This window comes from Saccharopolyspora hattusasensis (assembly GCF_050972075.1).
Taxonomy (GTDB): domain Bacteria; phylum Actinomycetota; class Actinomycetes; order Mycobacteriales; family Pseudonocardiaceae; genus Saccharopolyspora; species Saccharopolyspora hattusasensis.
In genome coordinates, this window is sequence record NZ_JBPCDC010000001.1 from 3,772,042 (window position 1) to 3,798,842 (window position 26,801).

The following is a 26,801-nucleotide window of genomic DNA, read 5'->3' on the forward strand; positions in this document are numbered from 1 at the left end:
CGGGCACACCTTCCACCGGAGTTAGTCATCGTTAACGCGACCGATGTTAACGACGACTAACGCGTTTCGTCTAGCATCGACGTCGATGTCCACCGATGCAGCCAAGCCGTCGCGCCGCGAGCAGATCCTCACCGCCGCGGCGGAGAAGTTCGCACGCTTCGGCTTCCACGGGGTCGGTATCGACGACATCGGCGCGGCCGTGGGCATCTCCGGGCCCGCGCTGTACCGGCACTTCCGCAGCAAGGACGCGATGCTCGCGGAACTGCTCACCGGGATCAGCGACCGGCTGCTGCTCGGCGGCCAGGACCGGGTGGGCGCCGCCGCGGACGCGCGCGACGCGCTGGACCGGCTGGTGCGCTGGCACGTCGAGTTCGCGCTGTCCAACCCGGCGCTGATCACCGTGCACATGCGCGACCTGGACAGCCTGGCCGACGCCGACCGGCACAAGGTCCGCGAGCTGCAGCGCAGCTACGTCGAGGTGTGGGTGGACGTGCTGTGCCAGATCCGGCCGGACCTGGACCGCCCGACCGCCCGCGCCGCCGCGCACGCGGTGTTCGGGCTGATCAACTCGACCCCCTACAGCGCCTACCTGGACGCCGAAGCGATGTCCCGCCTGCTGCGCTCGATGGCGCACGGCGCCATCGAAAGCGCGCCGAGCTGACGCCCGCATCACCAGGAGCCGTGCCAATTTCGCGAGAAATTGACCGCCACCTGGGGGAACGCACTGCGAACCGGGACGGAGCGTGACATCTGGCGTCACCCGAGGCCGTGCCAATTTCTCACGAAATTGCGCCCTCTCCGGGTGACGGGGGATGCCGATTGCGGCTCGCCGGGGCCGGGTTGAGACTGGGTGGACCCGGCTCTGATGCCCTCGCGATGCCGCAGGAGACTGGCATGGCAACCGTCAGGATCGAACCCACCGCGGTTCCGACGCGGTCGCGGACCACCAGGCGCCCGCTCAAAGGTCAGCGCCTGATCCCGTGGCTGCACACCACGGATCCCAAGGACATCGGGATCCTCTACCTGATCGCCTCGTTCTTCTTCTTCATCGTCGGCGGCTCGATGGCGCTGCTGATCCGCGGCGAGCTGGCGCAACCGGGCCTGCAGTTCCTGTCGCAGGAGCAGTACAACCAGCTGTTCACCATGCACGGCACGGTCATGCTGCTGCTGTTCGCCACACCGATCGTGTTCGGCTTCGCAAACGTCGTGCTGCCGCTGCAGATCGGAGCGCCGGACGTGGCGTTCCCGCGGTTGAACGCGCTGTCGTTCTGGCTGTTCCTGTTCGGCGGACTGATCGTGCTCAGCGGGTTCCTGCTGCCGGGCGGCGCGGCCGACTTCGGCTGGACCGCCTACACGCCGCTGTCGCGCGGGATGTTCAGCCAGGGCCCGGGCGGCGACGTGTGGGCGGCCGGGCTGATCCTCAGCGGCCTGAGCACGATCCTGGGCGCGGTCAACATGATCACCACGCTGGTGTGCCTGCGCTGTCCCGGTATGACGATGTGGCGGATGCCGATCTTCTGCTGGAACATCCTGGCGACCAGCCTGATGGTGTTGATGGCGTTCCCGATCCTGGCCGCCGCGCTGTTCGGACTCCTGATCGACCGGCACCTGGGCGGGCACGTGTTCGATCCGGCCAACGGCGGGGTCGTCCTCTTCCAGCACCTATTTTGGTTCTTCGGCCATCCAGAGGTCTACATCGTCGCGCTGCCGTTCTTCGGCATCGTGACCGAGATATTCCCGGTGTTCAGCCGGAAACCGCTGTTCGGCTACACCGGTCTGGTGTTCGCCACGCTGCTGATCATGGGCCTGTCGATGCTCGTCTGGGCGCACCACATGTTCGCCACCGGTGCGGTACTGCTGCCGTTCTTCTCGTTCGCCACGTTCCTCATCGCGATCCCGACCGGGATCAAGTTCTTCAACTGGATCGGCACCATGTGGCGTGGCCACCTGACCTTCGAATCACCGATGCTGTTCGCGGTGGGGTTCATGGTGACGTTCCTGCTGGGCGGGCTGACCGGCGTCATCCTCGCGTCACCGCCGCTGGACTTCCACATCACCGACACCTACTTCGTGGTCGCGCACTTCCACTATGTGCTGTTCGGGACGATCGTGTTCGCGGTGTTCGCCGGGGTGTACTTCTGGTTCCCGAAGATGACCGGCCGGATGATGGACGAGCGGCTGGGCAAGCTGCACTTCTGGCTGACCTTCATCGGCTTCCACGGCACATTCCTGGTGCAGCACTGGCTGGGCAGCGAGGGCATGCCGCGGCGCTACGCCGACTACCTGAGCTCCGACGGCTTCACCACGCTGAACGTGGTGTCGACCATCGGCGCGTTCATCTTGGGAGCCTCGATGCTGCCGTTCCTGTACAACGTCTTCACCAGCTACCGCTTCGGCGCGGTGGTGACCGTGGACGACCCGTGGGGACACGGGAACTCGCTGGAATGGGCCACGTCGTGCCCTCCTCCGCGGCACAACTTCACCGCGCTTCCGCGCATCCGGTCGGTCCGGCCGGCGTTCGAGCTGCACTACCCGCACATGACCGAGCGCATGGACATCGAGGCGCACGCAAGCCTGCGCCGCGGCGCAAATCATTCGTAATTTGAACGATTCGTGGCTGGTAGAGTATTTGGTGTGGCAGCAGAGATCCCCAAGACAGGCGTCGCGTTCCTGCTCACCCAGCTGGGCACGCAGGCCGCGACGAAGTTCGCCGAGCGCGTCGGCGCGCTCGGCCTGACCCCGCCCCAGGTCGGCATGCTGCGGATGATCGCCGCGCAGCCGGGGCTGAGCCAGCAGACGCTGGCCGGGAACCTCGGGATGCTGCCCAGCAAGGTCGTCACGTTCGTCGACGACCTGGAGGGTCGCGGCCTGGTCACCCGCACCCGCAGCACCCGCGACCGCCGCGTCCACGAGCTGACCCTCACCGAGGAGGGCACCGAGCTGCTGGACAAGATCCGCGCCGTGGCCGCCGCGCACGAGGCCGGCTTCTGCCAAGCCCTCGACGCCGACGAACGCGCCCGGCTCCAGTCGCTCCTGGAACGCTTGGCCGAGAGCCACGACCTGGCCCCGGGTGTCCACCCTGGTTACCGCACCATCCGCTGACGCACTACCAGCGCGGTATCGACCAGTACGCCCCAGAGCAGAAGCTTTTCCACGTTCGGTTTTTGCCAGAGTGCACAGTGAAACCGCCTCGCGGATGTGCACCGCGCACCGTTCCAAGTCCACTGTGGATGAAAAGATTCCCTTGCCTGCTCGGCAGAACGAGCGGTTCCCGACGTGGCGCGGTTCATAACCGCTTCGGGAACAGCGGGGCACCGGACTACTGTTGAACACGTCTGGGGAGCGCCACTGATAGCCGTCTTCCTGAATCGTTCTCGAACGCCGGGATGTGACGCGCACCGCTGTGCGCCCGGTCGGCGAGAACGCGACAAACCGTCCGGCTTTCAAGGGGAGACGTCACCTTGCCCATTGCCCTGTTGGCCCTGGCCATCGCCGCATTCGGGATTGGTACGACCGAGTTCGTGATGATGGGCCTGCTGCCCGAAGTCGCCACTGACCTGCAGGTGTCGATCCCGGACGCCGGAGGCTACATCTCGCTGTACGCGCTCGGCGTTGTCATCGGCGCACCACTGCTGACCATGCTGGGCATGCGGTTCAAGCGCAAGACGATGCTGCTCAGCATGCTGGTGCTGTTCACCGTCGGGAACCTGTGCTCGGCGACCGCGCCGACGCACGAGCTACTGCTCGGCGCCCGGTTCCTCGCGGGCCTGCCGCACGGCGTGTTCTTCGGCATCGGTGCCGTGGTCGCCGCGAGCCTGGTCGCCACCGACAAGCGCGCCCAGGCCATCTCGATGATGTTCATCGGGCTCACCGTGGCGAACATCGTCGGGGTCCCGGTCGGCACGCTGCTCGGCCAGGCGCTCGGCTGGCGCTGGGCGTTCGGCCTGGTCGCGGTGATCGGCGTCATCGCGCTGGCCGCGGTCGCGGCGCTGGTGCCCGACCAGCCCAAGCCCACCGACGTCAGCGTGCGCGGCGAGCTGCGCGCGTTTCGCCGCCCGCAGGTCTGGCTGGCGTTCGCCGTCGTGGTTTTCGGCTTCGCCGCGACCTTCTCCTTCTACAGCTACATCAAGCCGGTGCTGACCGACGTCACCGGCTACACGCCGACCGCGGTCACCCTGCTGCTGGCGCTGTTCGGCGTCGGGATGACCGTCGGCACCGCGGTCGGCGGGCGGCTCGCCGACCGGGCTCCGATGAAGACGCTGTACGTCTTCCTCGGCGCGCTGGCGGCTTGCCTGGCGCTGTTCGTGGTCACCTCACACAGCGCGGCGCTGGCGCCGATCACGGTGTTCCTGATCGGCGCGACCGGGTTCGCGGCGATCCCCAGCATCCAGGCACGAATCCTGGACCAGGCCAGGGAGGCCCCGGCGCTGGGCTCGGCAAGCATCCAGTCGACCTTCAACATCGCCAACTCGCTGGGGGCCTACCTCGGCGGCGTGGTGATCGCCGCCGGCCTGGGGTTGACCGCGCCGAGCTGGGTGGGAGCCCTGCTGGCGGTGGTCGGCCTGGGCTTCGCGCTGGTCTCCGGCCGGCTGGACCGGCGGACCCAGCAGTCCGAGGTCCTGGTCTCGCACCGCGCCGCGCAGCCCACCGAGTCGATCGAGGTCGGCTGAGGGATTCCCGCTTAGCTCTAGGCAGATCGGCTAGCCGGGGCTTACCGCACCGAATACGGTGACCGGCAAGGCGGACACCAGCCCGCGATCCGCGGGACGAACAATCCGACATCGGTGGAGGAAAACACCCTCATGACACAGGTTCCGAACATCACGCTCAACACCGGCGCAGCGATGCCGCAGCTGGGTTACGGCGTCTTCAAGCTCCCGGCCGGCCAGGTCGTCGAGCGGGTGCTGGCGGCGCTGCAGGCCGGGTACCGCAGCATCGACACGGCCGCGGTGTACGGCAACGAGGAGGGCGTGGGCAAGGCGATCGCCGAATCGGGCCTCAAGCGCGAGGAACTGTTCGTCACCACCAAGCTCGGGAACGACTCCCAGGGCTACGACAGCACGCTGAAGGCCTTCGACGAGAGCCTCACCAAGCTCGGGCTCGACTACGTCGACCTCTACCTGATCCACTGGCCGCTCCCGGCCAAGGACCGCTACGTCGAGACTTGGAAGGCGTTCCAGCAGCTGCACGCCGACGGCCGCGCCAAGGCGATCGGGGTGTCGAACTTCCAGATCCCGCACCTGCGCCGGTTGTTCGAGGAAACCGACGCGGTGCCCGCGGTCAACCAGATCGAGCTGCACCCGAACCTGCCGCAGGCCGAACTGCGCGCGTTCCACGCCGAGCACGGCATCGCCACCGAGGCGTGGAGCCCGCTGGGTCAGGGCAAGGGACTGCTCGACGATGCGTCGCTGGCTTCGCTCGCCGAAAAATACGACAAGAGCCCGGCGCAGATCGTGCTGCGCTGGCAGATCCAGCTGGGCAACATCGCGATCCCGAAGTCCGCCACGCCCTCGCGGATCAAGGAGAACATCGAGGTCTTCGACTTCGAGCTCGCCGACGACGACGTCGCGGGTATCACGGCGCTGAAGACCGGCATTCGCGTCGGCCCCGACCCGGACGTCTTCGGCGGCTGACCTGCAGCCCGGAAGCCCTCCTCGCCGACCTGGCGGGGAGGGCTTCTTGCCGCCGCGAAATCGCCGGACTGACCGGGTCCGCCGAGGCGGTGCCGCGGGAGGTTCAGGCGACCTGGACCTGGGGTTGCCGGGCGAGGCGGAGGACGTTGCTGCCGGAGCGCAGCGAGGCCACCTGACTGCGGGTCGCCAGCCACCTCGGGAACCTCGCCAGGCGCTGCAACGGGGTGCTGCGCTGCGCCGAGGTCAGCGCCGCGGTACGCGATACCTTCAGCGCGCGCGGTCGCCGCTCCTGCTCGTAGGCCCGCAGCAGCTCCGCCGGTTCGCGGTCCACATTGGACAAGAACTGGGTGAGCAACCAGGCGTCCTCCAACGTCTGGTTGGCCGCCTGCGCCACGGCGGGCGGCATCGCGTGCACCGCGTCGCCCAGCAGCGTGCTGCGCGGGCCGCCCCAGACCTGCGGCACCTTGTGCCGGATGTGCGGGAAGAACCCGAGGTCGTCGTCGGTGACCGAGGCCAGCAGTTCCTCGACCGGGCCCGGCCAGCCGCGGAAGACCTGCCGCAGGTCGGCGACGGACAGCACCGGGTCGCCGTCCTTCCAGGGCATGTCGAACCACCAGTGGAGCAGCCCGTCGCCGGTCGGGATGAGGCCGCAGTGCGCGTTGCGGCCGGCGATGTTGAGCGTCTGGTGACCGTGCGCGATCGGTAGGTCGCTGCGGGTCATACCCTGCCAGCTGGCCCAGCCCGTCGGCCGCGCCGGGTCACCGCCCAGCACCTCGCGGCGCACCACCGAACCCTGGCCGTCGGCGCCGATCAGCACGTCCCCGGCGGCCAAGCCGCCGTCAGCGAACTCGACGACGACGTGGTCCGGGTGCTCGGTGACGCCGACGCAGCGGCGGCCGAAGTGCAGCACGCCCGGCGGCAGCGCGGCGGCCATCTCCGCGATCAGCGTGCGGCGGGGAATCTGCACCGTCGGCGAGCCCAAGCGCTCGGTGACCTCGCCGAGGTCGGCTTCCCAGAGCAGCCGACCGGTTTCGGTGACAGACCGGAGGCTGTGCAGCGGACGGCCCGCCTCCTCGATGTCGACGCCGAGTTCGCGCAGCGCAGCGGTGCCGTTGCTCCACACCGTGATGCCCGCGCCGGTGGTCCGCAGGGCGTTCGCGTGCTCGAAGACCTGCACGTGGTGGCCCTTGTCGATCAATCCGTTGGCGATGGCAAGTCCCCCGACTCCGGCCCCGATCACGAGAACCCGCATCGTCTCCATCCGTCATCCCCGACGTCGATTGTCGAGTCGATTTTATCCACTCGACCGGATATACCGAATTGTCCTTGCTCACACAGAGCGAACACCCCGGTTGCCCGGCCGGCGACGACGGTTAAAATCACGACTAGGCGCGATCGCATTCGCAAACCATGTTGCGCGCATGGGCCCGCGCGTCGCACCCCCGTTCCGCGCCGACCACGTGGGCAGCCTGCTCCGCCCGTCGCCGAGGTCTGGGGCTGAGCCCGCTCGGCCCGGCTGGGGCACTCCACAGTTCCATTGAAACTGTGGATCCCGGGGCGGTCCGCGAGGTTTCAACTGAAACCGGGGACCACCCGCCGCCGACGCGGGGGTCAGGCGGCTTCCAGAAATCTGCCTGCGACCAGGCCGGGATCGTCGGCTCCGTCGAACCGCACCCAGAGGACCGGACCGTCGAAGACTTCGGGGAGACCGGTGGCGGTCTCCACCACCGTGCCGACCCGATCACGGAACCGGCCGAACGTGGCGCGCACCCGCGTGCCTGGTTCAAACGGGCTCGATGACTGCTCCATGAGGGGGGACGTTACGGGCCCGCGGCCCACAACGGAAATCGCCGCCTCCTCCAGCCCGGATCACCGCGCTGACCTGCACCGTTTCCGGAATGGGAGGATGGCCCGAAGGTGCTGCGCGGCGGTGGCGGGCGCCACTGGACAAAGGGGACCGATGCGGACGATCAAGCGGACGGGTGAGCACGAGCTGGAGGTGAAGAAGTCTCGCTTCCGGTGCGCGCTGGCACGGGTGACCACCGAGGCGGAAGCGCGGGAATTCATCCAGCAGCGCCGCCGGCTGCACCACGACGCGCGGCACCACTGCACCGCGTTCGTCCTCGGCGACTCTGGGGAGTTCCAGAAGTCCAGCGACGACGGCGAGCCGGCGGGCACGGCGGGCGTGCCGATGCTGGAAGTGCTGCGCCGCAACGAGATCACCAATGCGGTCGCGGTGGTGACCCGCTACTTCGGCGGGGTGCTGCTCGGCGCGGGCGGCCTGGTGCGCGCCTACGGCGGCGCGGTGTCGGCCGCCCTGGACCACGTGGGCCTGCTCGAACGCCGCCCGGTCCGCATCGTGACGACCACGGTGGACTACCTGCTGGCCGGAAAGCTGGACAACGACCTGCGCTCGGCGGGCTACCAGGTGGCGGACACGGACTACCAAGCCGAGGTCCGCTTCCGCATCAACGTCCCGGAGTCCGAAGTGGACACCTTCCGGACCTGGCTGGCGGAAGCCACGGGCGGAGCCGCCGAACCAGAGCTGGGCGACCTCACCTACGCCGAAATGGAACCCTGATCCCGTACCGCCGTCCGGCCTAATATTTTGTACGGTGCACGCCACGTGGTTTGGCCGCTTTTTCCGCTGCCGATCGATCGGATAACGTCACTCCCCGCTGTGTTCTGATTACTACGCGCATGTGGGGGGACATGAGTTCAGCAGCGTCCATTCCGGACGCGCCACCGCTGGTTCGGGAAGCGCTTCGGTTCCGCCGGACCGTGGAGCGTCCGGCCGATCTGGTGGCGACCTTCCGCAGCGCCGGGGTCTACCTCGAATGCGTGTCCGGCCCGCCGACCGTGCCGGTGGTGCACGTGGACGGGATCCCGTGGCTCCCGGTGTTCTCCGACCTGCGCTACTTCGCCGAGTACCGGCGGCAGCGCGGCGAGGCCGAGCAGGCGGCCGAGTACCTGTTGCTCACCGGCGCCCGGCTGCTGGACGGCTACCTGCCCGGCATGCCGAAGGGCACGAGCGTGCTGCTGGACCCGCTCCAGGAACACACCGTGACCCTGCCCGCACTGCGCGGGATCCTGCCCGAGTCGATCGCAGTGGACCGCGACCAACCGGATGATCGCCCGGTGGCCGCGCAATCGCCGTACGAAACACCTGTCAAGCGTGCTTGGGGAGGGACGCTTTAAGTGGGCAACGATGGATTCCGCGTCGACCTGGGGGCTCTGGAACAGGCGTCGCATGGCGTCAACGACGCCATCGCCGCGTTGGAGAACGAACTTCCGTTTCCCGTGAAGAAGCTGGGCAACGATGGCCACGGCGTCACCATGATGACCCTCGGTGCGGAGCAGTCCGGTTCGGCGCTGGTCACCGAGGCGCTGAAGAGGTTCTGCGGCAAGTGGGAATACGGGGTGAAGTTCTTGGTCGAGGAGGGGGCCGCCGCAGCATCAGCGCTGTCCGACACGCGGACCGAGTACGAGAAGATGGAGCAGGCCGCGATCGACGCGTTCAAGAAGGTCTTGGGTGCCGGGTTCGACAACCCCACCGCCGACCTCGACGCCGCCCCGCAGAAGTCGTTCGCGCAGTTCGGGGTCGATATCGCGCCGGAGGGACTGCCGCAGCAGGCCGCCTCGCACGTGTTGAACCAGGCCGGCCACAACACCAAGGTGGACGGCTGATGGCTCCGGACCCCAAAGAGGAGATTCCCGGCGAACTTCCCGCCATCGACGAAACCCTGGCCACCATGACGAAGCTGGGCACCGCGTTCGAGAACGCCGGACAGGGCTTCCAGAAGATCAACACCACCGGCTGGGAGGGCCAGACCGCCGACAGGTTCCAGGAGTACTTCCAGCAGGAACCGCCCAAGTGGTTCCGCGCGGCCGACGCCTTCACCGAAGCCGCCGACGCGATGCGGCGGTACCGCGACGTGCTGGCTTGGGCTCAGCAGCAGGCCGAGAAGGCGTGTGCCGACATCGAGCAGGCGGAGCGGAGAACTGCGCAGGCCGAGGCCCAGTACGAGAAGGCGGCCGACCAGGGCAACGCCACCGAGCCGTTCCAGGACCCGGGCGCGGCCGCCCGCAACCAGGCCCAGGCGTCGCTGGACTCGGCGAAGGCCCAGGTCGAGGAGGCCGCGAAGAACCTCGCGAAGACCTTGATGCAGGCGGCCGAGAAAGCACCGCCGCAGCCGGGGCCGCTCACCATGCTCGAGTCCGCGGCCGAGGACATCTTCCAGAACGTCGCGGAGTCCGCAGGCGACTTCTGGGAGGGCAGCTTCGACGGAGCCCTGGGCATGCTCCAGCAAGCCCGAGTGCTCAACCCGTTCGACCCGTACAACCTGACCCACCCATCGCAGTACGCCGAGAACATCGGCAACCTGGCGGCGAGCACCGTCGCGGCAGGCAAAGCATTCATCAGCGACCCGATCGGCACCGGCAAGGCGATGATCGGTGCCGGAATCGACAGCTTCACCAAAGACCCCTTCGGCACCCTCGGAAAGCTAGCCCCGGAAGTAGCCGCGGGCCTCGCAACCGGCGGCAGCAGCACAGCGGGATCCATGAGTCGGCGCGCGCTGGACACGGTCACGGACTTCTTCGGCGACAAGAGCAAGACCCCGGCTCATCATCCGGACGCCGCCCCGAATGCCCACACACCCCTACCAACCCAGCCGAACTCGCACCCGGCGCCCCAAAGCCCTGGCTACCCGCCCCCACAGCCCCACGACATCGGCACCTCGTTGCGCTCCACGCCCAGCAACTGGACCCCTGAACCACCGTCACAACCACCCATCGCGTCCTGGGGCCACAACGACGCACCCCCTTCGCCCTCAATGCGCCCCTCGCCCGAACTGCAGTCAATCCCGGATAATGGGAAACCGTTCGGACCGCAGGGCAGCGGGTGGGACCGCGGGCCCGACCACGACGCGCCCGCACGGGACGCCCAGCCGGGCAACCAGGATCAGCCGCGCCAGGCCTATGGACGCGGGACGAACAGGAACGATGACCTCGACTGGGGTGACCCGTGGGAAGACGTCGGGGGACGCAGCACGCGGGAATATGGCGAGGAGCCGCCATCGCGGGAAATCCCAGAGCAGCCCGACGGGCACCCCGACCGCCAGCCGGACGCGCAGCGCCAGGCGGACGCGCAGCGCCAGGCGGACGCGCAGCGCCAGGCGGACGCGCAGCGCCAGGCGGATCCAGCCGGGCAGCGGGACCAGGACGAGGCACCGGAACCTGCGCCGCGGGCATCCGACCCGGAGCCGCACGGCGAGCCGTGCCACGAGCTGCCCGACGAGGACCGGCAGTCCTACCGTGAGCGAGTCGAGGCGCGTACCGGAGTCCCGTTCGAAGAGAGCGTGGCCCGGCTGCGGGAAGAACACCCCGAACTCGCCCACCTGGACGACGAGAAAGCGATGGGTCTGCGCCGATACATCGGCGAAGACGCCAACACCCTCAACCGCATCTTGCGTGAAGGAGACGCGATCGACCGCGACTACGTCAGCCCCGAGGCCAACGTGCTACGCAGCGCGCTCGAAGAGATGCCGCGTGTCGACGCCGTCCAGACGCCGCGAGTCTTTCGCGACATCGGCGTTAGCGACCAAGAATTCCAGGCCATCTTGCAGCGCTACCAGCCCGGTGAGACCGTAGAGGAACTGGCGTTCACCTCAGCCTCGAAGGACGTCCCGCCGGCGATGTTCTCAGAACACGGCCCCGAGAAGCCGCACAAGGTGCGGTTCATCATCGACGACCCCCAACATGCTCGAGACCTCTCCGCGACAAACCCGGACGAGCTTGAAGTAATGTGGCAAAGCGGCAATCGCTTCCTGGTTAGCGAAGTGCGATCCGCCGATGATGACCTGTGTGTCGTCATGCGAGACCTAGGGAAAGGGAATTAAGCCATGACCCCGGAAGAGCGTGAAGCGTTGTTGCGCCAGTATTTGCCGAAACCAGAGGACGTTGACCCGGAGACCAGGAAGAAGACCGATGAGGCAATCCGGTACATGAATGAAAAGATCGCTCGCGGTGAAGTGCTGAAGTCGTGGAGCAAGGAAAACTTCCCCATCGGGCTGGACAGCAATTTTGAGCCGTTCCCCCTCACCGGACCGGACCGGGATCAGGGGCACGCTGGTGGCGAGACCCGGCAGTAAGCGCTCTGACCACACCCGCCTGGCTGAAACGCAACGTTCAACACCTCGAGCAGCGCGGGTTGTTCCTCCCAGCAAGACGCTCAGTCCACTGTGTAAGTTCCGAAGAGGCGGTCCAGGTGGTAGTCGATCGATCTGATCGCTTCTTCGCTCGTGCGTTGGCCCAGGAGCAGGCCCACCGATAGGCCGTCCGGGATCAGGAGCAGGGCTTCGGCTTCTCTTTCCGGGTTCCGGTCGGCCGGTAGTTCTCCGGATTCCTGCGCGAACCGGAGCTCGCCGGCCACCCACGCTTCCAGTTGCGGCCACTGCTGGCGGTAGAGCTCCGCCATTTCCGGCGACGCCAGCGCTCGCAGGAAGAACGCCACGTGCGTCAGGTATTCCATGCGGCTGTCGTCGGACAGCGCCAGCATCTCGAGCATCAGCGTCCGCATCACCACCCGCGCCTCCGGCCGCGTCGGCATGCTCGTCAGCTGCCCCACGATCCGCTGCTCGGCACGGTTGTTCACGTGGTTCATCGCGAAGGTCAGCATCTCGTCCTTCGACTTGAAGTAGTGCTGCACCGCGCCCATCGAGACGCCTGCTTCAGCCGCGACGTCGCGCAGGCTCACCGCTTCCAGGCCGCCTCGGCTGGCCAGCCGCATCAGCGCCTCGGCGATCTGGATTCGCCGGGCCTCGTGGTCCACCTGCTTGGGCACGCTCCTACACCTTTCCAATGCGCCCGCATTGCAAACCTGCCAGCCAACGGTTTACCATGCACTTGCATCGTAACCCTCCGTGCTTGCGGAGGCGAGTTCATACGACTGGGGAATCCATGACCGACCTACAGCAAGCACCCACCTCCAGAAGGATCACCGCGATAGACGTCATCCGCGGCGTCGCCATCCTAGGCACGCTGGGTACCAACGTCTGGATCTTTACCGACCCGGAAGGACCCGCCGGCTCGCTGACCGCGGTGGCCACCGGGACGATCACCGCGAACATCGAGGCGGCCATCCGCTTCCTCGCCAACGGCAAGTTCCTGGCGCTGCTCACGCTGCTGTTCGGCATCGGCCTGGAGCTGCAGTACCGGTCGGCGCTGCGGCGGCGCGGGCGCTGGCCCGGCTGGTACCTGTGGCGGGCGGCGCTGCTGTTCACCGAGGGCCTGCTGCACTACGTGCTGATCTTCGAGTTCGACGTGCTGATGAGCTACGCGGTGACGTCGATGCTGGTCGCGTACCTGATCGGCCGCAGCGAGCGGGCGATCAGGGGCTGGACGATCGCGATGGCCTCGCTGCACGTCGCGTTCATCGGCGTGTGCACGTTCGGCCTGCTGAGCGGACACGCATCGATCGGCGGTGGTGGCGAGCCGTCGCAGCTGTACGCCTCCGGCAGCTACCTCGACCAACTCTCGTCGCGGATCGCCGACTGGGGGACCTACCGGAGCGAATCGATCTTCATCATCCCGATGTCCACGGCGCTGTTCCTGATCGGCGCCCGGCTGTACCGCGCGGGTGTGTTCGCGCCCGAGGGGCAACGGCTGCGGAACCGGCTGATGCTATTCGGGTTCGGCGTCGGCGTGCCGTTGAACCTGGTCACCGTCTACGCGGGGCACGGCTGGTTCATGGTGGACCGCTACATCCTGCCGCCGATCATCGCGCTGGGCATGCTCGGACTGATCCCCTCGGTGGTCGGCGCGATGCGCGGTGCCCCGGGGCCGCTGCACCGGGGACTGACCTCGGTCGGCCGAACGGCGTTGTCCTGCTACGTCTTTCAGAACCTCGTGGCGACGATCCTGTGCTACGGCTGGGGATTCGGCCTGGCAACGCGCTTCGACTGGGCCCGCCCGTGGTGGGTCCTGGTGATCTGGGCAGCAATCTGCGCAACGTTCATGGCCCTGTCGACGTGGTGGCTCCGGCACTTCGAACGAGGCCCCCTCGAAGCGGCCTGGAACTGGGCCTACCGCCTACCCCAACGGTGACAGATGCCCGTGAGTGGTTTTGGGTGCTATAGCAACACAAAGTACTCACGGGCCCTGACCGGCCAAAATGTCCGTCAGCTACGGAAGCGATCCACCTTCACAGCAGCGAGGACCGCACCCAAGCCCCCGAGCACGGCTAACGTCCCACCGTCCCGATCCTTCGTAACTGTGCGGAGGCGCTCATGGGTTCGAGGGCTTGGTGGGTGGAGTTCGATGCAGCTTCGCTGGCCGCTCGGCGGGAGGGCGTCGTGTACTGGATCGTCCCGGCCGGGATGAAAGGTTTCGGCATCGCATCACCGACAAGCCCGGACGGTGGCCCGTCGGCGCAGAGTCGTTGCGCTGTGCGGCGAGAGAGTGAAGATGCCGTGACCGACACCTTGGCCCGCCACACCGCGCACGGTCAGCATTACCGCCCAGTGCGCCGGATGCGTCACGGAGTACCAGCGCCGCGGCTCACCTCGAAGCGGGCCGAAGTCCGGGTGGGGCCGTGGTCTGCGGGCAGCCATAGCAACCTGCAGCCATAGCAACCAAAGACCAAGGCCGGGGTGACCAGGCCAACCTTGCGCTGCGACGCTGCCGACCGCCCGAGTCACATCTCCGTCGAGTTCCGTTGGAATCGCGGGGCGTTGCAGGCGAAGACGCTCACCGCTCCCAGGACCGCGCCGAGGAGGTACCCCGCCAAGACGTCGTGCGGGTAGTGGACGCCGATGAAGATCCGCGAGAACCCTTCGAACAGCGCGAGAAGCACCACGATCGCCGTGATGCGGTGCCACAGCATCGCCAGCGCCACCGCGAAGGCCGCGGCCGTCGCCGAGTGGCCGCTCGGCAAGGACCAGATGCTCACGCCGGCGCAGTTCTCGATCGTGCCGCTCGGGATCGTCATCGCCCGGCACGGCCGGTCCTGCTGGAAGACGTCCTTGACCAACCCGGCGGCCACCCACGCGGCCCCGCCCGCCAGCAGCGGTGCGACCAGCACCGCCAGCCGCCGGCCCGCCCGCCACCACGCGACTAGCGTCAGCAGAGCGAACACCGCCAGCAGCGCCTGGGTGCCGAACAGCGCGAAGGCGTGCACCCAGTGCGGTGTCGAAATCGCCCACTCCGCGATCGCCCGGTACCACTCCGCGCTCAGCTCCAGCAGACTCCGCACCAATCCGACATTACCGACCGGCCGGCATCGATGCGGTGAAGGCGCCGAAACGGGACGTGCTGTGGTGGCTCGTCCTGCCACCCTTACTTTCGGCAGAATCCCGACATCAGGGTGGCGCGATCTCGCGCGAAATCGACGCAGCATCCGGTGACCGCGACGGCCGCCCCGTTGGCTACGGATCGTGATCCCGGGTTGCGCGACGGTGTGGACATGTTCGGTGAGGCGGTTGAAAGTTGCTGTCTTCGCCCGCTTTTCGGCGGTTGTGCGCGTACCCTGACTCGGCCGGATCGTCGACTAGGAGGCAGTCGTGCGTTCACTTCTCCTCGTCAGCACCATCATCGCCACGCTCGCATCCCCGGACCACACCAGCGAACGGGAGTCGCTGGATCCGCTGCTCCGGTCGGCCGCCGAGCGCGTCACCACATCGGACACGGTGGCGGAGGCCAAGTGGGGCACCGGCCAGCCGATCGACGACCCGGGCCGGGAGCAGCAGGTGCTCGACGCCGTCGCGCGCAAGTCGCTGGAACTGGGCATCGACCCGGAGGAGGCGAAGCGGGTCTTCCGGGACCAGATCGAGGCCAGCAAGCTTGTCCAACGCGCCCTGCACGAGCGCTGGGCGGCGCACCCCGACGAGCGGCCGGCCGAACGCCCCGACCTGGGTGAGATCCGGCCGATCATCGACCGGCTTAACGACGAGATCCTGCTGGAACTGCGCGATACCCGGCAACTGCGCGAACGTCCGGCCTGCGGCGGCCGGCTGACCAGCGCCTTCCAGCACACCCGGACCGACCTGCGGCTGAACTGCCTGCACCAGCTCGGCCTGACCCGGGCGATCCCGTCGATCTGCACTCGCCCCTGACCCCGGCTCCTGCTCCCAGCACCTGGACCCAACGCCTGGACCCAGCGTTCTGACCGCAATTTCAATGGAAATCAGAGGTCCGATTTCCATTGAAGTTGCGGAAGTTGTCCACAGCCATGGGCGTGTCGTGACCCGACACGCCGATGGTCTTCGATTTCCATTGAAATCGGAGTGGTCAGCGGAAGACGGAGTGGTCAGCGGAAGGCGTGGTGAGGTCAGCGGAAGGCGTAGCGGGGTCAGCGGAAGGCGTGGCAGGGTCTTCTACCCATTCCCGGAAGGTTCGTGGTGGGTGGCCCGTCACCTTTTCCACCGCCGGGGACACCGGCTCCGGGTCGTGGGAGATCCGCTGCCGGTAGGTGAGGGCGCCGTCCGCGAACGCCGTCGGCCAGCCGTTGTGGAGGTCAACACCGACCGCGGCGGCTTGACCTCCAGCGCACTGGAGGTTCGATGCTTGGGACCAGCACCGATCCCGCAGACCTCGGGAGCCAACCATGCCGGTCGAAGTCGGAATCTTCTTGCCCAGCGCGGCGGAGGCCGAGATCCGCGAGGCGGCCTACCATGCCGTGGACGCCGAGCTGGACGCCATCTGGAGCGGCGACCACCTCGCCAACGGGGTTCCGGCGCTGGACGGCATGCTGGCCCTGGCCACGGCGGCTGCCGTGACCGAGTGCATCGACATCGGCTTCGCCGTCTATCTCCCCGCGCTGCGGCCACTCGTGTGCGCGGCCAAGCAGATCGCGACGCTGCAAAACCTAACCGGCGGCGACCGCCTGCACCTCGGCATCGGCGTCGGCGACCGCGACAGCGGCTACGCCGCCGTGGGCCTCGACGCCGCTACGCGCGGCCGACGCACCGACGAGTTCCTGCAGCTGCTGCCGTCGCTGCTGGCCGGCGAGCCGACCGTGCTGCCGCACGGCGCTACCGCGCAGCTCGCCCCGGCTGCCGCCGTGCCGCCGCTGTGGATCGGCGGCTCCGCGCCTGCCGCGCTGCGCCGCGCGGCTTGCTTCGGCGACGGCTGGATCGCCGAGATGCACAGGCCGGACGGGATCCGCACCAAGGCCGCGCGGCTGCGCGAGCTCGCCGAGGAGCGTGGTCGCCCGGCTCCGCGCCTGGGCCTCGCGATCCAGGGCAGCCTGGTCAAACGTCCGGACGCCGGTCTGCTCGACCGCTGCGCGGGGAATCTGGCGGAGCTCTTCGGGATTCCGGTCGATGTGGCCCGTGACTACGTCGTCGCGGGGACGCCCGAGCAGGTCGCGGAGCAGCTCGCCGCCTATGCCGAGGTGGGTGTCGAGAAGATCGCGTTCGCCGTGGACGGCGACTGGCACAGCTCCTGCGACCTGCTCGGCCAGGTCCGCGAGCTCCTCGATCCGGCGGAGCGACCGAGGTGTCTCAGGTCGAAGTGACGAACCGAGGCTTGGGTGCGCTATCCACCCGGCGCGTTCTTACCGATGCCGCTAGTGGCGGCCAGTGGGGTGCGGGTCGCACCACGCGGCCCTACTCCACATCGCGCAGCCCAGCCGCGCTCAATCCGGCGGGGCTGGCCCTGCTCGCGGGTATCCGACCAGTGGCTGGCGGAGCGTCTTCAACCCCGACCACCAGGGGGAAGGGCCTGGCCACCGAGGCTGCCCGCGCAGTCCTCCGCCTGGGCTTCGAGGAGCTCGACCTGCACCGGATCGTCGGCAGGTGCAACGCCCTGAACACCGCCTCGGCGAAGCTGATGGAACGCCTCGGTATGCGCCGCGAGGCCCACTTCATGCAGAGCTCGATCATCAAGGGTGCCTGGCGCGAGGAGTTCGTCTACGCGATCCTGCGATCCGAATGGCGGCGCCAGGACTGATCTCCCCACTGGCTCGTGCCGGCTTCCCGCGGCGGGATCTCGCGCCTGGCCGACGACCGTCCACAGTAGTCAATCTTGGACGGTCGGCGGATCGCGCGGATCAGTCGGAGAGGGACTGGTAGACGGTGGTGCGGAAGTCGGTGAAGTGCTGCGACGGCGCGGCGGAGGCCATCGCGCGCTGGGTGAGCAGGATGCCGATCAGGTCCTCCGCCGGATCTCCGAAGGCGGTCGTGCCGAGGCCGCCCGACCAGCAGAACTGGCCCGGCGTGGTCGACAGGTCGACGCGGTGGGTGACGACGGCTTGGCCGAACGCCCAGCCCGCGCTCTCGCCGAGGATCGGCCGCGCATCCGCCTTCTGCTGGTCGGTGAGCTGGTCGGTGCACATCAGCGCGACGGCCGGCCGGGACAGGATCCGCTCGCGCCCGTAGCGCCCGCCGTCCAGCAGCATCCGGTAGAAGGCCAGGTAGTCGTCGACGGTCGAGACGAGGCCGCCACCGCCGCCGGGGAATTTCGGCGGGCTGTCCACGGGATCGTCGCGCCGGACGAGCTCGCCGCCCGGCCCGGCCTGGTAGCTCGGCGCGAGTCGGTGCAGTTGGCCGGCGGGCACGTGGAAGCCGGTGTCGCGCATGCCGAGCGGCTCGAAGATCCGCTCCCGCAGGAAGTCCGGCAACGACTTCCCGGAGGCCCGGGCGATCAGCACGCCCAGCACGTCGGATCCGGTGTGGTAGAGCCACTGCTCGCCCGGCTGGTAGGCCAGCGGTAGTTCGCCGAGGCGGCGCATCCACTCGTCGATCGACAGGTCGACGACGTCCAGTCCTGGTGCCAGACCGGCCTCCGACAGCGCCCGGAAGATCGGTGGGTTGCCCAGGACGACGCCCAAGCCGAACCGGAAGGTCAGCAGGTCGCGCAGGGTGATCGGCCGGTTCGCGGGCACCGTCTCGTCGAGCGGCCCGTCGGGCCGGGCCAGCACCCGGCGGTCGGCCAACTCGGGCAGCAGCTCGTCGACCGGGTCGTCCAGCCGCAGCACGCACTCCTCCACCAGGATCAACGCCGCCGCCGCGGTGATCGGCTTGGTGTTCGAGGCGATTCGGAAGATCGTGTCCCGGCGCATCGGCTCGGTCCCGCCGACCGCCAGCGTGCCGAACGCCTTGATGTGCGTCTCGCCGCCTCGGCTCACCGCGGCCACCGCGCCCGGCAACTCGCCCCGGGCCACGTAGCCGTTCATCACCTCGTGCAAACGCGCCAAGCGCTGCTTCGCGAAACCCATGGTCCCTCCTACAACTCCGCCGGTCAGCTGCCGTGAGCAGTCCTGTTGGTGCAGAGGCTGTTTGGGAGCTCGTGCTGCCTGGCGGTTCCGGCGGCAGCCCCATCGGGAGCGGTCTGGTGCCGCCTCGCCAAGCGGTGTGAAGGGAACGGCCTGTACACCTCACTAGACGGCACGAACGTTCCGTTCGCTCCACACCAGCACATTCCAAAACGGCCTCTATCGCGCCAAAAGTACGCGCGGGCACCGACAAAGCGCGAGCGCCCGCCGCCCGCGGTGTTCCAGCATCGTGATCCGGGTGGTGCTCGAAGTGCTCGGCCGGGAGCCGGGCGCGCTGGTCCTGGTCTCGGCGCGGTCGGCAGCGATCGCCCCATCATGCAGCTCTCACCAACACCGGGTATTGCCACCTCGGAAGCGATGCCCGAAGATTCCCGTTCAATGGTACGGGAATTCTGATTATCCACAGAGGACACTTGGCCTTCGGCTGGTGCCCAGCGATCGCGGAGCTCAGCGGCAGCCCGCAAGCCAGCGGCGAGCAGGACTCGCCGACGGCGTCTACGACGTGCTCGGCCAGGCCCGCGCCCGCACCACCTCCACCGGCCAGCGAGTGAAGCCGCTGCAGTACAAGGTCCCGGCCGGGCAGGTGTACGCGGCCGGCGAAAACGCGTCCACAAGGCGCATCATCGCCTGCTTCCTCGCCATGGCACCACGCAAAGCGTGATCAAGCGACACCTCACCGAAGACATGACCAATGACACAACTCATTCGACTCAAGAGGCCATGGCGGCCCAAAATGCACGAGACCTGACCTGCGGGAACGCAGCGACTCTCGAATGCCCTGGCGGCAATCCGCCCCTCCCGCGACATACTGGCGGGATGAGCGAGCGGACCCTGGGACTGATCGGATCGGCGGCCGGTGGCGTGGAGGAGATCCGCCCGGCGCTGATCGAACCCGCGATCGCCCGGGGCTGGCGGGTCGCCGCGACGCTGACTCCGACCGCGGGCTGGTGGCTGCGGGAGTTCGGCGAGACCGAGCGGATCGAGCAGGTGACCGGCCTGCCGTGCCGCGTCGAGTCCCGCTTGCCCGGCGACGGCCGCCCGCACCCGCCGATCGACTGCTACCTGGCATGTCCGGCGACTGCCAACACGGTCGTCAAACTCGCCCTCGGCATCGCCGACAACCAGGCCCTGACCACGCTCGGCGAGGCGATCGGAACCCCGGAGATCCCGGTGGTGATTTTCCCGAAGATCAACATCGCCCAGGTCCGCCACCCGGCGTGGAAGTCCCACACCGAAACCCTGCGCGAAGCCGGGGTGGAACTCCTGACCGGCGACGACTACTGGCCCCTCCATGATCCCAGGAAGAAGCAGGAGATCCCCTGGCTCCAGATCCTCGACGCGGCAGAATCCGCGGTTGCCCGGCGAATCTGACTGCGCTCGAACCATCCCGTCGCGCGCCAGGCTGCCGAACTGTGATCGAGGACGATCTTCGCAGGGTTCGCGGACACCCGCTTTAGGTTGTTTCCGGCGGGCTTGAGCTCGAACGATGTTGGATGCCCGCCGGGTCAGGGCAGGTGCGCGAGCACGTTGACCACCGTGCCGCTGGGGTCCTCCACGAAGAAGCGACGTACGCGCCACGGCTCGTCGGTGAGCGGATACACGACGCGCAAACCGCGGCGGACGGACTCGGCGTGCGCCGCATCAACTGCCGCCGGGTCGCCGACGTCGATCCCGAAGCGCGGCGCGGGGGTTTCCATGCCGCGTGGCGAGATGATCACTTGAGCCGTGGGGTTGTCCGGCGACCTCAGGCAGAGGACGGGATCTTCCATCGCGATCTCAAGACCGAATACCCCGACGTAGAAATCGCGCGACGCGGCGAGATCGTCCCCGTCGGCGTAGGAAAGAATTCTCCTGATCATCACCGCATTATCGTCGCCGTGCTCACCACCCGCTTGGACGAATGGAAGCCCCACCACCAGCGGCACACGCCCTCGAACTGGGCCGGCCCCCGTCAGCTTCGCTCCACGGCAGGATTCGAGTCCGAACTGGGAGACTTCCCTTCCGGCCATCTGCAGGGTTTTCGCCGTGACCTCGACGGATTCCGGTTGCAGACGACGGTTTTTAGCTCAGAGCGGGCCTTCGTGTCACCTTCGCCAGAACCGGTGGTGGGTCACGCCGCTCGGGCTGGGCACGACCTCGAGGTGGAACCGGTCGAGCAGCTCCTCGGGCGACTCCCAGAGCCGCACCCCGGATCCGAGCTCCACCTGCGAGACCGCCACGTGCATGGTGTCGACGAGGCCGGCGTCGAGGAACTGCCGGATGGTGGTGGCCCCGCCGCCGAATCTTGGCGTCGAGCTTGCCGCCCAGTTCTTCCCAACTCATGTCCTGGAACGGCTTGATCGCGTACGGGGTGAGCGCATTGTGCACGAGCACGTCAGTGCCGCCCCATGCCGCCTGGACCTGCTCGATCATGCGCTCGACCGCCGTTGCCTCGCGCACGTCGGCCTGCACTGCCATCGCCTGACCGCCAGCGGCCTCGATGCCGGCCACGACCTCCTCGGCTGCCGTGCTGTCGCGGAGGTAGTTGACCACCACGCGCATCCCTCGCGCGGCCAGGAGGCGCGCGGGGGCCGCTCCGGTTCCGCTGCTGGCCCCTGTCACCAATGCGATCCTGCCGGTTTCCCCAGTCACGGGCCCACCTCCTGCTCCTCATCGCGGGCCGTCGGCATGACCGCCCGGAGTTGCTCATCGCCGATGCCGGGGTGTGCCGAACGGATCGCCCCGCAGAGCACGGTGCCTACGGTCGCCCGCAGCAGATCGGCCCCGGTCCGGTCGGGTTCGCGCGGCAACTGCGAGATGAGCAGCCGCTCCAACGCGACCCCGGTCAGCAGCTCAGGCGGGCGCGAAGAGCAGCCGGCTGGCCGCCTCCACGATCACGTCAGCACCCGCACCCTCGGAAACTCGGGTAACCGATCTGCGTCGTCGTCGAGCCGGGTCAGCGCGCGAGCCAGTCCCGGTAGGTGGTCTTGGCGATGACGGTGTCGTCCTTGGCGATCAAGGCGTCGCCTGAGGCGGCGGCGAACATGCCGGCGCTGTCGTCGGTGATGACGGTGCGGTGGTCACCACGGGCGGCGAGGGTGATCGTGCCCAACTCGTCGAGCGCGAAGACCTCGGGCCCGGCGACGTTGCGGGTGCCGAGCAGCGGGGCACCCACGGCGACGTCGGCCACGGCCTGGGCGACGTCGGCCGCGGCCATGGGCTGGACGCGCGTGGTGGGCAGGCGAACCGTGTTCTCGTCGGCGGTCCAGGACAGGGCTGCGTCGATGAACTCGAAGAACTGCGTGGCGCGCACGATCGAGTAAGGCACCGGGCCGGCCTTGAGGAGATCCTCCTGCAGCACCTTGGCGCGGTAGTAGACCAGGTCCGGCACCTGATCGGCCCCAACGATCGAGAGGACGACAGCGTGGCCGACGCCGGCTGCCTTGGCAGCCGCCATCAGGTTGTCCATGGTCTTCTGGAAGAACTCGAGCGAGGCGTCGTCGAAGGTCGGCGAGTTCGTCAGGTTGACGACGACGTCGGCCCCGTCCAGCGCCTCGGGCAGGCCCTGCCCGCTGAGCAGGTCCAGGCCGGTGGACGGTGAGTGCGGCACCGCCTCGTGCCCGCTCGCGTTCAGGATCTTGACCACCTGCGATCCGATGAGCCCGGTCCCACCGATGACAGCGATCTTCATTTCTCCGACCTTCCCTGTTCTCGCGGTGCGGCTGAGCGCGAGTTCAGTCCGCGCGCGGTGCCCGGCGGTCCGCGCGCCGGACGAGCTCTTCGTCGTCCACGAAGGTGAGCATGGGTTGGCCCGGTTCGCAGAGCATGGTGACGGTGAAGCGCACCGGGATGTCGGCGCGGTTGTTGCCGTCCTGATAGTGGATGACGTCGCCGCCCGGCTCCCAGAACGCCTCGCCAACCCGGACGACGCGCGCCGGCTCACCCTCGAGCTCGAACACCATCTCGCCCTCCAGCACGTAGCCGAAGGCCGGGCCGGAGTGCCGGTGCGGAGGGTTGCCGGGGTTGCCCGGGGGGAACTCGACGACGATGGTCATCGCGTGCGCACCCGCCGGGATGAAGGGCGGCTCCGCCTCCTGCACCACGGTGATCGCCGACTGCCACCCGTCCGATCGTGGCTTCTGCCCGGCGGTCGTCGACTCGATGTCCGACATGGAAAGACCTCCCTGATGGGGAACGGGGCCTCGGAAAACGCGCGCACGGACCTCCAGATGAGGAAAGTCAGCTACCCCGCCCCACGCCGCGGGTGCCGTCGCCACCACCTCCTTCCCTGCGAGGTGCCGTGGTTGAAGTGCAGCATCGCGCCCGGTCGCGAAGGCAGAGGCGGAGGTCATCGCTGCGGCTGGTTGAGCCCTCGATTGCTCAGGACGTGGAGCCGGGAGGCCGCCGACGCCGTTGAGCGCGTCCTGGAAAACTAGGCCCGATCGTTCTATGCACCTGAAGTGCACGCACGATCTTCAGGAACGCCAGTAGAACGTGATCGATCCTTCGAGGTCGCCGACCCGAAGGGCGAGTTGCATGCGAGACATCTCATCCCCTTTTTTAGATGTTTGTCTAATCCTGAGGTTTCGCGGTTATGCGGCGGTGGGGGTGCTGGTCGGGGGACCGGTCGGGTTTTGATCAGGTGTGTTGTGACCTGCGCTGATCGTTGTTATTCGGGCTCGGCGGAAGGCGATGAGCATGTCGTCGATGCTGATGTGGGTCTTGCGGCGGTACCAGGGTCGGCCGGCGTGGGCGATGGCCAGGTCGGTCACGGCGTTGCCGTGCTGGGCGTACCAGAGGATAAGGATGGTCAGGCCCAGCATGGTGAAGGGCACGCTGCGCTGCACGGCGGCGGGTACCCGGTTGGCGGTCTCACCGGTGCCGAGGAGGGTTTTACAGTCCTTGATCGTTTGCTCGATCGACCAGCGGTCGGCGTAGCGGGCGATGAGGGCTTCGCCGGTGGCGGTGGTGTCGGTGGAGACCACAGCGATGTCGTAGGGCTTGGTGGAGTCGGGGGTTTTGACCAGCACCACGACCACCGGGGTGGTGTACAGCGATCCCCACCACAGACACGGGATCACCGCGATCAGCACGGTGTCGGTACTGCCGTAGCGGCGCACCCGGGTGCGCCGCCAGGTGGCGGTAGCGGCCAGGTCCGCGGGGGTACCCAGCCGGTCGCCTTTGAGCCGGGGGCGCCCGCGCCGGCCGGTGCGCGGCGGGCGCGGGCCGTACAGCACGGCGTTGGAGGCCAGGCGGGTGGTGAAGGTGACCTTGGCCGGGAACGGGGTGCGCCAGGCCGGGCCACGGTAGGCGGCATCGACGACGACGTCGATCTGGCGTCCGGGAAACGCTGCCGCCACAAGCCCTACCAGTTCCCGCGCGAGATCGGGTTTGGAGATCCCGGACTTGTTCTTGGGGATGTACAAGCGAAACAGCACCGGCAGGCACACCTGGCGTGCCATGAACGGCAGTGTCACGATCAGCCCGGCGACCACGAAACAGTTACCGCGGCCGATACCGTCACGGCCTTTGGCCGAGCCGTCGTGCTGCCAGAACACCCCGTGGGTCTTGGAACCGTAGCGGTGGAACAGTGTGTCGTCGATGCCGACCCGCAACGGCCGGCCGTCATCGACGAGACGGGCCACCACCAGCCGGGCCAGCGCCAGCCCCAGGGCGTCCGGACTCCAGCGGGCATCGGAGAAAAACCGGTGCGCCCGCGCGTGATGCGACACCCCCGCCAGCCCCGCCGCGCCCCACATCCCGGTCACCGTCCGCGGGCCCGTGGCCGCCAAAAGCCCCGTCACCAGCTGCGTGAACGTGATGAACGTCGGCGCGGTGAACACCAACCGCACCCCCTCCAGCACAGACAGTAAGGACGCGAGTACGGTTCCAGCAGGAAGCATCGGCGAATCTCCCCATCAGCGGGCGGTTAGTAGCACGCCGATGCTTCCGCTATCTCCGGCCCCGCCACCCCACCCGACACCAAGATCAACCGATCGTGTCACCACCAAAACTGCGAAACCTCAGCTAATCAGATCACGACCAAAGCTTGCCCCCTTAGTTCGATGAGCGTCAAGATAGAAAAATGTCGAAACAAGAGACGCCGGTCGACAACGCGGCCTTGTGCTGCTCGCCGGTGATCCGGCAGCCACTGACCGCAGATCAGTCGGCGGAGCTGGCTCGGGTGTTCAAGGCGATCGGTGAGCCGGTGTGGCTGCGGCTGCTGTCGCTGATCGCCTCGCACGCGGGCGGGGAGGCGTGCGTGTGCGATTTGACCGGGGCGTTCGAGCTGTCCGGACCGACGATTTCGCACCACCTCAAGGTGCTGCGCGAGGCCGGGGTAATCGAGGGCGAACGACGCGGGACCTGGATCTACTACCGCGTGCGCCCCGAGACCCTGCGGGCCGTCTCGTCCGCGCTGGTGCCCGCCGACGCCGGGACGGTCACCGCGTGACCCGGGCGGCAGAAGCGCCGGCGGTCGCGCGCTTGTCGACGCTGGACCGGTTGCTGCCGGTGTGGATCGGCGCAGCCATGGCGGCCGGTCTGCTGGCGGGGCGCTGGATCCCCGGTCTCGGCCCGGCTCTGGACTCGGTGCAGGTCGATGGCATCTCGTTGCCGATCGCGCTGGGCCTGCTGGTGATGATGTACCCGGTGCTGGCCAAGGTCCGCTACGACCGGCTGGACGCCGTCACCGGCGACAAGCGGCTTATGGTGTCCTCGCTGGTGCTCAACTGGGTCGTGGGCCCGGCGGTGATGTTCGCGCTGGCCTGGGTGTTCCTGCCTGACCTGCCCGAGTACCGCACCGGGCTGATCATCGTCGGCCTGGCGCGCTGTATCGCCATGGTGATCATCTGGAACGACCTCGCCTGCGGCGACCGGGAAGCCGCCGCCGTCCTGGTGGCGCTGAACTCGGTGTTCCAGGTGATCGCGTTCGCCGGTCTCGGCTGGTTCTACCTCTCGGTCCTGCCCGGCTGGCTCGGCCTGCCACAGGTCGGGCTGGAGGTCTCGGCGTGGCAGATCGCCAAGTCCGTCCTGCTCTTCCTCGGCATCCCGCTGATCGCCGGGTACCTGACCCGCAAGCTCTGCGAACGCGCCAAAGGCCGGGACTGGTACGAAACCCGGTTCCTGCCCAAGATCGGACCCGTGGCGCTGTACGGGCTGCTGTGCACCATCGTGATCCTCTTCGCGCTGCAGGGCGACCAGATCACCAGCCGACCGGTCGATGTCGCCGGATTGCCGTGCCGCTGCTGGCCTACTTCGCGATCATCTGGGCCGGATTGTTCGCGCTGGGCAAGGCCATCGGTTTGAACTACGAGCGGTCGGTGACGCTGTCGTTCACCGCAGCGGGCAACAACTTCGAACTCGCCATCGCGGTCGCCATCGCCACCTTCGGCGTCACCAGCGGCCAAGCCCTCGCCGGGGTCGTCGGCCCCCTGATCGAAGTGCCCGTGCTGGTCGCCCTGGTCTACGTCTGCCTGGCCGCCCGCCGATGGGTCACACCACCACGCCTACCGCCCCAACCGAAGACGAGCGCGCCCGCACCGTCTGAACATCCTGGAGTGATCGTGTCCCGCACCCCCGAAGTCCTGTTCGTCTGCGTCCACAACGCCGGACGCTCCCAAATGGCCGCCGCCCTGCTGCAGCACCACGCCCAGGGCAAAGTAGCCGTGCGTTCGGCCGGATCAGCCCCGGCGGAGACCCTCAATCCCGCTGTTCTCGCAGTGATGGGCGAACTCGGTCTCGACCTTTCGGCGGAGTTCCCAAAGAAGCTCACCACCGACGCCGTGGAAGCTGCCGACGTGGTGATCACCATGGGTTGCGGTGACTGCCGAGCTCCGGAAGACCCGCTTGAGGCTGCTGCGCGAAGCATACCGGCGTGGCGGAGACCACGCAGCTGTCCTGTTCGATACTGAGTT

Annotated in this window: 27 protein-coding genes and 4 pseudogenes; 19 read left to right on the top strand and 12 right to left on the bottom strand. The window is 68.0% G+C overall.

What is annotated here, in order from left to right; all coding sequences use genetic code 11:
* The first annotated feature begins 85 nt into the window (after positions 1 to 85).
* From ACRXBZ_RS17605 to ACRXBZ_RS17625, 5 genes are all read left to right on the top strand, one after another.
* Positions 86 to 661, top strand: a complete 576-nt coding sequence (locus ACRXBZ_RS17605) for an SACE_7040 family transcriptional regulator (RefSeq protein ID WP_433880013.1) — start codon at positions 86 to 88, stop codon at positions 659 to 661.
* 233 nt (positions 662 to 894) lie between these two features.
* Positions 895 to 2,601, top strand: coding sequence for an aa3-type cytochrome oxidase subunit I (ctaD, locus tag ACRXBZ_RS17610; protein ID WP_433880014.1), 1,707 nt, complete (start codon positions 895 to 897; stop codon positions 2,599 to 2,601).
* Positions 2,602 to 2,634: 33 nt separating this feature from the next.
* Positions 2,635 to 3,102, top strand: coding sequence for a MarR family winged helix-turn-helix transcriptional regulator (locus ACRXBZ_RS17615; protein WP_433880015.1), 468 nt, complete (start codon positions 2,635 to 2,637; stop codon positions 3,100 to 3,102).
* Positions 3,103 to 3,461: 359 nt separating this feature from the next.
* A complete protein-coding gene (locus ACRXBZ_RS17620) occupies positions 3,462 to 4,670 on the top strand; it encodes an MFS transporter (RefSeq protein WP_433880016.1) in 1,209 nt (402 codons plus the stop codon).
* Positions 4,671 to 4,802: 132 nt separating this feature from the next.
* A complete protein-coding gene (locus tag ACRXBZ_RS17625) occupies positions 4,803 to 5,633 on the top strand; it encodes an aldo/keto reductase (RefSeq protein WP_433880017.1) in 831 nt (276 codons plus the stop codon).
* Between the two features lie 103 nt (positions 5,634 to 5,736).
* Here the strand turns inward: ACRXBZ_RS17625 and ACRXBZ_RS17630 are convergent, their stop codons facing one another.
* Positions 5,737 to 6,894 (bottom strand): FAD-dependent monooxygenase, encoded by a 1,158-nt coding sequence (locus ACRXBZ_RS17630; RefSeq protein ID WP_433880018.1) that lies wholly within the window; start codon positions 6,892 to 6,894, stop codon positions 5,737 to 5,739.
* A gap of 350 nt (positions 6,895 to 7,244) precedes the next feature.
* On the bottom strand, positions 7,245 to 7,403 hold the full coding sequence (locus ACRXBZ_RS17635; protein ID WP_223839832.1) for a hypothetical protein: 159 nt from the start codon (positions 7,401 to 7,403) through the stop codon (positions 7,245 to 7,247).
* Positions 7,404 to 7,593: 190 nt separating this feature from the next.
* Here ACRXBZ_RS17635 and ACRXBZ_RS17640 point away from each other — a divergent pair, with 190 nt between their 5' ends.
* From ACRXBZ_RS17640 to ACRXBZ_RS17660, 5 genes are all read left to right on the top strand, one after another.
* Entirely contained in the window at positions 7,594 to 8,214 is a 621-nt protein-coding gene (locus ACRXBZ_RS17640) for a YigZ family protein (protein ID WP_433880019.1), read from the top strand.
* 131 nt (positions 8,215 to 8,345) lie between these two features.
* Positions 8,346 to 8,831, top strand: coding sequence for a hypothetical protein (locus ACRXBZ_RS17645; protein WP_433880020.1), 486 nt, complete (start codon positions 8,346 to 8,348; stop codon positions 8,829 to 8,831).
* Entirely contained in the window at positions 8,832 to 9,320 is a 489-nt protein-coding gene (locus ACRXBZ_RS17650; RefSeq protein ID WP_433880021.1) for a hypothetical protein, read from the top strand.
* Positions 9,320 to 11,533 carry a putative T7SS-secreted protein gene (locus tag ACRXBZ_RS17655; protein ID WP_433880022.1) on the top strand — a complete coding sequence of 738 codons (2,214 nt, stop codon included), beginning with the start codon at positions 9,320 to 9,322 and terminating at the stop codon, positions 11,531 to 11,533. The genes ACRXBZ_RS17650 and ACRXBZ_RS17655 overlap by 1 nt, the downstream gene beginning before the upstream one ends.
* 3 nt (positions 11,534 to 11,536) lie before the next feature.
* Positions 11,537 to 11,785 carry a hypothetical protein gene (locus ACRXBZ_RS17660; RefSeq protein WP_433880023.1) on the top strand — a complete coding sequence of 83 codons (249 nt, stop codon included), beginning with the start codon at positions 11,537 to 11,539 and terminating at the stop codon, positions 11,783 to 11,785.
* 80 nt (positions 11,786 to 11,865) lie between these two features.
* Here ACRXBZ_RS17660 and ACRXBZ_RS17665 read toward each other — a convergent pair whose 3' ends face one another.
* Entirely contained in the window at positions 11,866 to 12,477 is a 612-nt protein-coding gene (locus ACRXBZ_RS17665) for a TetR/AcrR family transcriptional regulator (protein ID WP_168585669.1), read from the bottom strand.
* A 116-nt stretch (positions 12,478 to 12,593) separates the two neighbouring features.
* Here ACRXBZ_RS17665 and ACRXBZ_RS17670 point away from each other — a divergent pair, with 116 nt between their 5' ends.
* The gene (locus ACRXBZ_RS17670; RefSeq protein ID WP_433880024.1) at positions 12,594 to 13,739 is read left to right on the top strand and encodes a DUF418 domain-containing protein; all 1,146 of its coding nucleotides are present in this window, start codon (positions 12,594 to 12,596) and stop codon (positions 13,737 to 13,739) included.
* A gap of 589 nt (positions 13,740 to 14,328) precedes the next feature.
* Here ACRXBZ_RS17670 and ACRXBZ_RS17675 read toward each other — a convergent pair.
* A complete protein-coding gene (locus tag ACRXBZ_RS17675; RefSeq protein WP_433880025.1) occupies positions 14,329 to 14,886 on the bottom strand; it encodes a phosphatase PAP2 family protein in 558 nt (185 codons plus the stop codon).
* A 307-nt stretch (positions 14,887 to 15,193) separates the two neighbouring features.
* Between ACRXBZ_RS17675 and ACRXBZ_RS17680 the strand changes: the two genes are divergently transcribed.
* From ACRXBZ_RS17680 to ACRXBZ_RS17690, 3 genes and pseudogenes are all read left to right on the top strand, one after another.
* On the top strand, positions 15,194 to 15,745 hold the full coding sequence (locus ACRXBZ_RS17680) for a chorismate mutase (protein ID WP_433880026.1): 552 nt from the start codon (positions 15,194 to 15,196) through the stop codon (positions 15,743 to 15,745).
* 491 nt (positions 15,746 to 16,236) lie between these two features.
* Positions 16,237 to 17,148 (top strand): LLM class flavin-dependent oxidoreductase, encoded by a 912-nt coding sequence (locus ACRXBZ_RS17685; RefSeq protein WP_433880027.1) that lies wholly within the window; start codon positions 16,237 to 16,239, stop codon positions 17,146 to 17,148.
* 175 nt (positions 17,149 to 17,323) lie between these two features.
* Positions 17,324 to 17,582, top strand: a pseudogene (locus ACRXBZ_RS17690) (GNAT family N-acetyltransferase); the annotation flags it as partial.
* A gap of 100 nt (positions 17,583 to 17,682) precedes the next feature.
* Here ACRXBZ_RS17690 and ACRXBZ_RS17695 read toward each other — a convergent pair.
* A complete protein-coding gene (locus ACRXBZ_RS17695) occupies positions 17,683 to 18,849 on the bottom strand; it encodes a serine hydrolase domain-containing protein (RefSeq protein WP_433880028.1) in 1,167 nt (388 codons plus the stop codon).
* A 484-nt stretch (positions 18,850 to 19,333) separates the two neighbouring features.
* Here ACRXBZ_RS17695 and ACRXBZ_RS17700 point away from each other — a divergent pair, with 484 nt between their 5' ends.
* Together ACRXBZ_RS17700 and ACRXBZ_RS17705 are read left to right on the top strand one after the other, a co-directional pair.
* Positions 19,334 to 19,567, top strand: a complete 234-nt coding sequence (locus ACRXBZ_RS17700) for a hypothetical protein (RefSeq protein WP_433880029.1) — start codon at positions 19,334 to 19,336, stop codon at positions 19,565 to 19,567.
* A 155-nt stretch (positions 19,568 to 19,722) separates the two neighbouring features.
* Positions 19,723 to 20,277 carry a flavoprotein gene (locus ACRXBZ_RS17705; protein WP_168585678.1) on the top strand — a complete coding sequence of 185 codons (555 nt, stop codon included), beginning with the start codon at positions 19,723 to 19,725 and terminating at the stop codon, positions 20,275 to 20,277.
* A 134-nt stretch (positions 20,278 to 20,411) separates the two neighbouring features.
* On the opposite strand, the gene ACRXBZ_RS17710 is transcribed toward ACRXBZ_RS17705, so the two are convergent.
* The 7 genes and pseudogenes from ACRXBZ_RS17710 to ACRXBZ_RS17740 all read right to left on the bottom strand — a co-directional run bounded on the left by ACRXBZ_RS17710 (position 20,412) and on the right by ACRXBZ_RS17740 (position 24,788).
* Positions 20,412 to 20,831, bottom strand: a complete 420-nt coding sequence (locus tag ACRXBZ_RS17710) for a VOC family protein (protein ID WP_433880030.1) — start codon at positions 20,829 to 20,831, stop codon at positions 20,412 to 20,414.
* 159 nt (positions 20,832 to 20,990) lie between these two features.
* Positions 20,991 to 21,191 (bottom strand): annotated as a pseudogene (locus tag ACRXBZ_RS17715) (dihydrofolate reductase family protein); the annotation flags it as partial.
* A 31-nt stretch (positions 21,192 to 21,222) separates the two neighbouring features.
* A pseudogene (locus tag ACRXBZ_RS17720) lies at positions 21,223 to 21,537 on the bottom strand (SDR family NAD(P)-dependent oxidoreductase); the annotation flags it as partial.
* On the bottom strand, positions 21,534 to 21,719 hold the full coding sequence (locus ACRXBZ_RS17725; RefSeq protein ID WP_433880031.1) for a hypothetical protein: 186 nt from the start codon (positions 21,717 to 21,719) through the stop codon (positions 21,534 to 21,536). The pseudogene ACRXBZ_RS17720 and the gene ACRXBZ_RS17725, both read right to left, overlap by 4 nt.
* A gap of 122 nt (positions 21,720 to 21,841) precedes the next feature.
* Positions 21,842 to 22,576 carry an SDR family oxidoreductase gene (locus tag ACRXBZ_RS17730; RefSeq protein ID WP_433880032.1) on the bottom strand — a complete coding sequence of 245 codons (735 nt, stop codon included), beginning with the start codon at positions 22,574 to 22,576 and terminating at the stop codon, positions 21,842 to 21,844.
* 43 nt (positions 22,577 to 22,619) lie between these two features.
* On the bottom strand, positions 22,620 to 23,057 hold the full coding sequence (locus ACRXBZ_RS17735) for a cupin domain-containing protein (RefSeq protein ID WP_433880033.1): 438 nt from the start codon (positions 23,055 to 23,057) through the stop codon (positions 22,620 to 22,622).
* Between the two features lie 420 nt (positions 23,058 to 23,477).
* On the bottom strand, positions 23,478 to 24,788 hold the full coding sequence (locus ACRXBZ_RS17740) for an IS701 family transposase (protein WP_433878414.1): 1,311 nt from the start codon (positions 24,786 to 24,788) through the stop codon (positions 23,478 to 23,480).
* 182 nt (positions 24,789 to 24,970) lie between these two features.
* Here ACRXBZ_RS17740 and ACRXBZ_RS17745 point away from each other — a divergent pair, with 182 nt between their 5' ends.
* The 3 genes and pseudogenes from ACRXBZ_RS17745 to ACRXBZ_RS17755 all read left to right on the top strand — a co-directional run bounded on the left by ACRXBZ_RS17745 (position 24,971) and on the right by ACRXBZ_RS17755 (position 26,798).
* Complete coding sequence (locus tag ACRXBZ_RS17745) at positions 24,971 to 25,339, top strand: ArsR/SmtB family transcription factor (RefSeq protein ID WP_433880034.1); 369 nt, start codon at positions 24,971 to 24,973, stop codon at positions 25,337 to 25,339.
* Positions 25,336 to 26,390: pseudogene (gene arsB / locus ACRXBZ_RS17750) on the top strand (ACR3 family arsenite efflux transporter); the annotation flags it as partial. The gene ACRXBZ_RS17745 and the pseudogene arsB, both read left to right, overlap by 4 nt.
* Before the next feature lie 60 nt (positions 26,391 to 26,450).
* The gene (locus ACRXBZ_RS17755; RefSeq protein WP_433883907.1) at positions 26,451 to 26,798 is read left to right on the top strand and encodes an arsenate reductase/protein-tyrosine-phosphatase family protein; all 348 of its coding nucleotides are present in this window, start codon (positions 26,451 to 26,453) and stop codon (positions 26,796 to 26,798) included.
* The last annotated feature ends 3 nt before the right edge of the window (positions 26,799 to 26,801 follow it).

What these genes read in the sequence shown, in the direction of transcription:
- ACRXBZ_RS17745 (WP_433880034.1), top strand. Translation starts at nt 24,971, where the DNA reads ATGTCGAAACAAGAGACGCCGGTCGACAACGCGGCCTTGTGCTGCTCG.
- ACRXBZ_RS17625 (WP_433880017.1), top strand. Translation starts at nt 4,803, where the DNA reads ATGACACAGGTTCCGAACATCACGCTCAACACCGGCGCAGCGATGCCG.
- ctaD (WP_433880014.1), top strand. Translation starts at nt 895, where the DNA reads ATGGCAACCGTCAGGATCGAACCCACCGCGGTTCCGACGCGGTCGCGG.
- ACRXBZ_RS17605 (WP_433880013.1), top strand. Translation starts at nt 86, where the DNA reads ATGTCCACCGATGCAGCCAAGCCGTCGCGCCGCGAGCAGATCCTCACC.
- ACRXBZ_RS17660 (WP_433880023.1), top strand. Translation starts at nt 11,537, where the DNA reads ATGACCCCGGAAGAGCGTGAAGCGTTGTTGCGCCAGTATTTGCCGAAA.
- ACRXBZ_RS17685 (WP_433880027.1), top strand. Translation starts at nt 16,237, where the DNA reads ATGCCGGTCGAAGTCGGAATCTTCTTGCCCAGCGCGGCGGAGGCCGAG.
- ACRXBZ_RS17640 (WP_433880019.1), top strand. Translation starts at nt 7,594, where the DNA reads ATGCGGACGATCAAGCGGACGGGTGAGCACGAGCTGGAGGTGAAGAAG.
- ACRXBZ_RS17670 (WP_433880024.1), top strand. Translation starts at nt 12,594, where the DNA reads ATGACCGACCTACAGCAAGCACCCACCTCCAGAAGGATCACCGCGATA.
- ACRXBZ_RS17630 (WP_433880018.1), bottom strand. Translation starts at nt 6,894, where the DNA reads ATGGAGACGATGCGGGTTCTCGTGATCGGGGCCGGAGTCGGGGGACTT.
- ACRXBZ_RS17740 (WP_433878414.1), bottom strand. Translation starts at nt 24,788, where the DNA reads ATGCTTCCTGCTGGAACCGTACTCGCGTCCTTACTGTCTGTGCTGGAG.
- ACRXBZ_RS17645 (WP_433880020.1), top strand. Translation starts at nt 8,346, where the DNA reads ATGAGTTCAGCAGCGTCCATTCCGGACGCGCCACCGCTGGTTCGGGAA.
- ACRXBZ_RS17735 (WP_433880033.1), bottom strand. Translation starts at nt 23,057, where the DNA reads ATGTCGGACATCGAGTCGACGACCGCCGGGCAGAAGCCACGATCGGAC.
- ACRXBZ_RS17695 (WP_433880028.1), bottom strand. Translation starts at nt 18,849, where the DNA reads ATGGGTTTCGCGAAGCAGCGCTTGGCGCGTTTGCACGAGGTGATGAAC.
- ACRXBZ_RS17705 (WP_168585678.1), top strand. Translation starts at nt 19,723, where the DNA reads ATGAGCGAGCGGACCCTGGGACTGATCGGATCGGCGGCCGGTGGCGTG.
- ACRXBZ_RS17730 (WP_433880032.1), bottom strand. Translation starts at nt 22,576, where the DNA reads ATGAAGATCGCTGTCATCGGTGGGACCGGGCTCATCGGATCGCAGGTG.
- ACRXBZ_RS17655 (WP_433880022.1), top strand. Translation starts at nt 9,320, where the DNA reads ATGGCTCCGGACCCCAAAGAGGAGATTCCCGGCGAACTTCCCGCCATC.